We start from the raw sequence: 7,274 nt of genomic DNA, 5'->3' as shown, positions 1-7,274 counted from the left end.
GTATAGAAAAAGTATATTATTACGTTTAAATATGTAGGTTTGGTGACAAAATGTAAGTAGTATGCTATAATTTTATAAAATGGTAAAATATTGTATTAACAAAAGAGTAAATCAATCATTGAAAATTAGACCAGGAGGAAACAATTGCATGTCAAAAAATATAAAAAGTGTTGATGATTTAAATATCATGTCACACTATGAAATAGTAACATCACAATCTTTAGACGAATTAAAATCATTAGGAGTTATATTAAAACATAAGAAAAGTGGAGCTCGTATTGTTGTAATGTCTAATGATGATGAGAATAAAGTATTTTTCGTTGGATTTAAAACCCCTCCAATGAATTCTACTGGAGCAGCCCACATTGTAGAGCATACTGTTTTATGTGGATCAAAGAATTTCCCAGTTAAAGATCCTTTTATTGAATTAGAGAAAGGTTCTTTGAATACTTTCTTGAACGCAATTACCTATCCAGACAAGACTATTTATCCAATTGCAAGTTGCAATGATAAAGATTATCAAAACTTAATGCATGTATATATGGATGCGGTCTTTTATCCAAATATCTATTATAAAAAGCAGATTTTTGAGCAAGAAGGTTGGCATTATGAATTAGAGAATAAAGAGGATGAGTTAAAAATCAATGGTATTGTATATAACGAAATGAAGGGAGCATTTTCCTCGCCAGAGCAAGTTTTATTCCGCTTAATTAAGAAATCTTTATTCCCAGATACGGCTTATGGAACAGAATCGGGTGGAGATCCGGATAATATTCCAGACTTATCTTATGAGGAGTTCATAGATTTTCATAAAAAATACTATCACCCAGTAAATAGTTATATTTATTTATATGGTGATATGGATATTGAAGAAAAATTAAATTGGTTAGATAGCGAATATCTATCACATTTTGAACAAATAAAAGTGGATTCCCATATTGAATTACAAAAAGCGTTTGATAAACCAAAAGAAGTTGTCACTAGTTATTCCATCTCAGCTGAAGAATCTATTGATAATAATACCTATGTAAGTTATAACGCTGTAGTAGGAACTTCTTTAGATGCGCAGTTGGTTATGTCTATGAAGATTCTTGAATACGTACTTCTTAGTGCTCCAGGTGCACCTTTAAAGCAAGCAATACTTGATGCCAAGATTGGTCAAGATATTCTTAGTGATTATGATAGTAGCATTATGCAACCAATGTTTAGTATTATAGCAAAGAATGCTAACGAAAGTGATAAAAATAAGTTCTTAGAAGTAATTAAAGAAACATTAGAGAAGATTGTTAAGAACGGAATTGATGAGAAGTCATTGCGTGCCGCTATTAATTACTATGAATTTAAATATAGAGAAGCTGATTTTGGACAATTTCCAAAGGGACTTATGTATGGTATCCAATTGCTTGATAGTTGGCTCTATGATGATACGAAACCATTTATTTATACAGAATCCAATAAAATATTTGCATTCCTAAAAGATAAGATTGGTAGTGGATATTTTGAAGAATTAATAAAGAAACATCTGATCGATAACAATCATGTAAGTATAGTTATTGTAAAGCCTGAGATTGTCTTAACTGCTAAAGTAGAAGAAGAAACCAAGAAGAAATTAGCAGCTTATAAAGCAAGTCTTAGCGATGAAGAAATTAACCAAATTATTGAGAATACCAAAGAATTAACCAGATATCAGGAACAGACTTCTACTCCAGAGGAATTAAAAACAATTCCATTACTTGAAAGAGAAGATATTAAGAAGGAAGCACAACCAATTTATAATAAGATTAAGATCGTTGACAACACTACAGTTGTACAACATGATATCTTTACAAATCAGATTGCATATTTAAGAGTATTATTTGATGCTAAATATGTGCCAAATGATTTAGTTCCTTATGTGGGATTGCTAGCAACAGTACTTGGTTATGTAGATACGAATAAACACAGCTTCTTAGAATTATCCAATGAAATCAATACACACACTGGAGGTATTAATACATTCATAAGCAGCTATGTGCAGAAGAATGATATAACGAACTACAGACCAGTATTCGCATTTAAGATTAAGGTATTATATCAAGAACTTGCGGTTGCTATGGAATTACTCAATGAAATTATCCATGAGAGTAAACTGGGTGATAGTAAGCGAATGCTTGAAATCCTAATGGAAATTAAATCTCGACTACAGATGAAATTGAATTCATCAGGACATTCTGTGGCAGTAAGCCGTGCTACTTCTTACTATTCACAAGCTGCTATGTTTGACGAATTGACAGGTGGAATTTCTTATTATCGTTTCATTGATGGTCTTGTTAATGACTTTGATAATAAACATGAAGAAATTACTAAGAGTTTAGAGCAAGTTATGGATTGCTTATTTAGAAAAGATACGGTATTATTAAGTGTTACTGCAGATGAGGAAGGATATGAATTATTTGAGCCATTAATTAAACCATTCATTGGAAGACTAAGTGATGCACAGATTACTACTTCATTAGGTAGGTTTGACTGCGTGAAGTTGAATGAAGGTTTCAAGACTGCTTCTAAAGTTCAATATGTAGCTCGTACAGGTAATTATATTAAAAATGGGCATTCTTATACAGGTGCTTTACGTGTTCTTAAGTCCATTTTGAGTTTTGATTATCTGTGGAACAATATCCGCGTTAAGGGCGGAGCATATGGTGCGATGTGTGGATTTAGCTTTGATGGAAATGGATACTTTACTTCATATCGTGATCCAAACCTTAATGAGACAAACAAAATCTATGATCAGGTAGTTGACTATATCGCTAATTTTGATGTAGATGACCGTGATATGACAAAATATATTATTGGAACAATCAGTGGTGTAGATACACCATTGAATCCAGCTGCAAAAGGTGGCCGTTCTCTAGCCTCTTACTTAAGTGGTATGACAACAATGGATTTCCAAAGAGAACGAGAACAAATATTATCTGCTACAAAAGAAGATATTCGTGCCTTAGCACCTTTGGTTGGAGCAATACTTGCAGATAACAACCTATGCGTTATTGGCAATGAATCTAAATTACAAGAAAATGCAGATATATTTGGAGAAATAAAAAGTCTTATATAGATACTTATATAGATAAAAGAAATAGTGTGAAAGGAAAATTACACTTAAGAAAGGAATCATGCGGTGCCAACTTTCACACTATATATAAACAATGGCGATAAGCATGGAATAACATGGAGAGAAAATATAAATCAGGTTTTGTTACATTAATAGGTAGACCTAATGTTGGTAAGTCTACACTTATGAATCAAATTATAGGTCAAAAGATTGCGATTACATCAGATAAGCCACAAACTACAAGAAATCGTATTCAAACGGTATATACAAGTGAAGAGGGGCAAATTATATTTGTCGATACACCAGGTATTCATAAAGCGAAAAATAAGCTTGGTGAATATATGGTTACAGTGGCAGAAAGAACTTTAAATGAAGTAGATTTAATCCTATGGCTAGTTGAGCCAACAACATTCATCGGAGCTGGTGAAAGACATATCGCAGAACAATTAACACGTGTTAAGACTCCAATTATCTTAGTAATTAATAAGATTGATACTGTTAAGAAGGAAGAAATTTTAACATTTATCGGTGCTTATAAAGATATCTGTAATTTCGCAGAAATTGTTCCTGTATCTGCTTTGAAAGGCGAGAACAAAGAAAACTTAATGAAAGCAATCTTTAATTATCTCCCAGAGGGGCCACAGTTTTATGATGAAGATACAATTACAGATCAACCAGAGCGACAAATTGTTGCAGAATTAATACGTGAAAAAGCATTACGTCTTCTTGATGAAGAGATTCCTCATGGTATTGCAGTATCCATCGAAAGTATGAAGGAACGTAAGAAGGGTAATATAGTTGACATCGAAGCTACAATTGTTTGTGAAAGAGATTCTCACAAAGGAATTATCATTGGTAAACAAGGTGCAATGTTAAAGAAAATCGGAACATTAGCACGTCAGGAGATTGAAAATTTATTAGATATGAAGGTCAATCTTCAATTGTGGGTAAAAGTTAAGAAAGACTGGAGAGACAGTGATTTCTTACTTAAGAATTACGGATATAACAAGAAAGAAATTAATCTATAGAAAATTTAGTATAAGGTAGTACAGAAATGGGCAACCTAATGAATAGAACAACAATAACGTTGTTCAGGTTAGAACATAACAGTAACTATTCAAGGTGCGAGAATAGCTACCATAGAATTAGGGGGCGCTAATATATGAATAAAGATAATTATTGGTCAGAATTTGAAAAGTCAGGATTTATTACGGACTATTTAAATTATGTTGCTTGTACAAGCGAACATATGGATGATACACAAGAAGAAAATAATCAGATTAGAGAAGGTGGAGATAGTGGTTTCACCAGTTGTAGTGACGGGAATAGTTCTGGCATCAATGCCAGTTGGTGAGTATGATAAGAGGGTTGTTCTTTTAACAAAAGAACGCGGTAAGATAACAGCATTTGCAAAAGGCGCTAGAAAACAAAATAGCGCCTTACTTGCATGCTCTCAACCATTTACTTTCGGCCAATTTACGGTATATGAAGGAAGAACTTCTTACCAGATAAATGGAAGTGAGGTACAAAACTACTTTGTAGAACTTCGTAATAACTTAGAGGCAGTTACGTACGGAATGTATTTTTGTGAATTTGCGGATTATCTAACAAGAGAGAATGTTGATGAGTCTTCTATATTAAAACTTCTTTACCAATCGTTACGAGCTTTGACAAAGGGAACCATACCGTATCCTCTCATCCGATACATATTCGAACTTAAGATTATGACACTTAACGGTGAAGCTGTTCAAGTTTTTGAATGTGTAAAGTGTGGTAAGAAAGATAAATTGAATGCACTAAGCTTATCGAGTGGAGGATTACTTTGCTCTGATTGTCTGATAAAAGATGGCAGAGTTATGCATCTGCAAGATTCAACGATTTATGCAATGCAGTTTATCATCGCATCAACAATCGAGAAGTTATATACCTTCACGGTATCCGATTCTGTATTATCAGAACTTCGCTATTGTATGAAACATTATCTAAGCATGTATATTGACAAGGAGTTTAAAACCTTGGAGATGCTGGATATGTTTTAATTTTTTATTGAAAATATAGTTATTTAAGGTTACAATTACAAGTAATAATACTTACCTATGCGAGGGGGAGATAGTACTAATGAAAAAGATAACACTTGTACTGTTAAGCACACTATTACTTGTAGGAATGACCGGTTGTGGGAAGGATAAAATATCTATCTCAGCGGAAGATGTTACTACCAATACAATAGTTATTAAGAAGGATAATACGGTGCAATCTTCTATAATAGAGGATTTTAATAAAGATTATTATAACAAAGAAGAATTAAAGACATTTATTAATGAAGAAGTTGCTGTTTACAACAAAGAGAATGGAGAGAATCAAATAAAGATGCATTCTCTTCATGTTAAAGATCAAAAAGCGAGTGTTGTGTTCAATTATAACGATATTGAAGATTATTCGTCATTTAATGGAACAAGTGCTAAATTGATAACTACAGAACAAGCATTAAAAGAAGAAAGCATTCTTTCTGTATTAGAGTTTGTAGATTCAAAAACTAAAGATACTGTATCAAGAGAAACTGCTTTTAGCAAGGAAGATGCCACAGTTCTAATCATTCAGGAACCGCTAGATATTAGAATTGATGGAACAATCTTATATTATAGTAATGTTGTTAAGCTAGAAAAGAATGTATTACAAACTAGCGGAGAAAATATAGCAGTGATTGTGTTTGCTAAAAAGAAATAAAGGAAGTCTAGCCGAATGAACGGTATTATTTTAATATTAGATTGGACAAACATATAATAATCATATATAATTTCAGTTAAATATAGAAAAAAGATTTGAGAGGTTGAATAGCAAATGGAAAAGACAATGGAAAAAATTGTAGCATTGGCCAAAGCAAGAGGATTCGTTTATCCGGGTTCTGAAATCTATGGTGGACTTGCAAATACTTGGGATTATGGTAACCTAGGTGTTGAATTAAAAAACAACGTAAAAAAAGCATGGTGGAAAAAATTCATTCAAGAAAATCCATATAATGTAGGTGTTGATTGTGCCATACTTATGAATCCACAAACATGGATTGCATCAGGACATTTAGGAAGTTTCTCTGATCCATTAATGGATTGTAAAGAATGTAGAGAACGTTTTAGAGCAGACAAGATTATTGAAGATTATATGGCAGAAAATAATATCGAGGTCGAAGGATCTGTAGATGCTTGGTCTAATGAAGAAATGGCTAAATATATCGAAGAACATCAAATTGCTTGTCCAACTTGTGGTAAACATAACTTTACTGATATCCGTCAATTCAACTTAATGTTCAAAACATTTCAAGGTGTAACAGAAGATGCAAAGAATACAGTTTACTTAAGACCAGAAACTGCACAAGGTATCTTTGTTAACTTCAAAAATGTTCAAAGAACCTCTAGAAAGAAAATTCCATTTGGTATCGGTCAAGTTGGTAAATCATTCAGAAACGAAATTACTCCAGGTAACTTCACATTCCGTACAAGAGAATTCGAACAAATGGAATTAGAATTCTTCTGTGAGCCAGATACAGACCTTGAATGGTTTGCATACTGGAAGGAATTCTGTATCAAATGGTTAAAAGACCTTGGAATCAAGGATGAAGAGATGCGTGTACGTGATCATGATGCAGCAGAACTTTCATTCTATAGTAAAGCTACTTCTGATATTGAATTCTTATTCCCATTTGGTTGGGGAGAATTATGGGGAATTGCAGATAGAACAGATTACGATTTAACACAACATCAAAATGTATCAAAAGAGGATATGAGTTATTTTGATGATGTAGCAAATAAACGATATGTTCCTTATGTTATTGAACCATCACTTGGAGCAGATCGTGTAACATTAGCTTTCTTATGTGGTGCTTACGATGAAGAAGAAATAGGAGAAGGAGATGTACGTACTGTATTACATTTCCATCCAGCTTTGGCTCCTGTTAAAGTTGGTGTACTTCCATTATCAAAGAAATTAGCAGAAGGTGCAGAAAAAATCTACACTGAGTTAAGTAAATACTTCAACTGCGAATATGATGATAGAGGAAACATCGGTAAACGTTATAGAAGACAAGATGAAATAGGTACTCCATTCTGTATCACTTACGATTTTGAATCTGAAGAAGATGGAGCTGTTACAGTACGTGATCGTGATACAATGGAACAAGAAAGAATTAAGA

At 32.9% G+C, this 7,274-nt stretch carries 6 protein-coding genes; all 6 read left to right on the top strand.

The genetic code is table 11. The features are described 5' to 3' along the window. Window positions 1–148 precede the first annotated feature (148 nt). Window positions 149–3,091, top strand: coding sequence for an insulinase family protein (locus ACW2QF_RS16050; RefSeq protein WP_455717020.1), 2,943 nt, complete (start codon window positions 149–151; stop codon window positions 3,089–3,091). Between the two features lie 113 nt (window positions 3,092–3,204). After that, window positions 3,205–4,116, top strand: coding sequence for a GTPase Era (gene era / locus ACW2QF_RS16045; RefSeq protein WP_455717019.1), 912 nt, complete (start codon window positions 3,205–3,207; stop codon window positions 4,114–4,116). A gap of 134 nt (window positions 4,117–4,250) precedes the next feature. Further along, window positions 4,251–4,442 (top strand): hypothetical protein, encoded by a 192-nt coding sequence (locus ACW2QF_RS16040; RefSeq protein WP_455717018.1) that lies wholly within the window; start codon window positions 4,251–4,253, stop codon window positions 4,440–4,442. After that, complete coding sequence (gene recO, locus ACW2QF_RS16035; RefSeq protein ID WP_455717017.1) at window positions 4,387–5,127, top strand: DNA repair protein RecO; 741 nt, start codon at window positions 4,387–4,389, stop codon at window positions 5,125–5,127. The genes ACW2QF_RS16040 and recO overlap by 56 nt, the downstream gene beginning before the upstream one ends. Before the next feature lie 79 nt (window positions 5,128–5,206). Continuing rightward, on the top strand, window positions 5,207–5,815 hold the full coding sequence (locus ACW2QF_RS16030) for a hypothetical protein (protein WP_455717016.1): 609 nt from the start codon (window positions 5,207–5,209) through the stop codon (window positions 5,813–5,815). Window positions 5,816–5,929: 114 nt separating this feature from the next. Beyond that, the coding region (locus ACW2QF_RS16025) for a glycine--tRNA ligase (protein WP_455717015.1) at window positions 5,930–7,274 on the top strand (1,345 nt) is incomplete at its 3' end.

The organism is Anaerosporobacter sp. (assembly GCF_965301125.1).
This window is presented reverse-complemented; position numbering and strand designations above follow the sequence as displayed.

What these genes read in the sequence shown, in the direction of transcription:
- ACW2QF_RS16050 (WP_455717020.1), top strand. Translation starts at nt 149, where the DNA reads ATGTCAAAAAATATAAAAAGTGTTGATGATTTAAATATCATGTCACAC.
- era (WP_455717019.1), top strand. Translation starts at nt 3,205, where the DNA reads ATGGAGAGAAAATATAAATCAGGTTTTGTTACATTAATAGGTAGACCT.
- ACW2QF_RS16040 (WP_455717018.1), top strand. Translation starts at nt 4,251, where the DNA reads ATGAATAAAGATAATTATTGGTCAGAATTTGAAAAGTCAGGATTTATT.
- ACW2QF_RS16030 (WP_455717016.1), top strand. Translation starts at nt 5,207, where the DNA reads ATGAAAAAGATAACACTTGTACTGTTAAGCACACTATTACTTGTAGGA.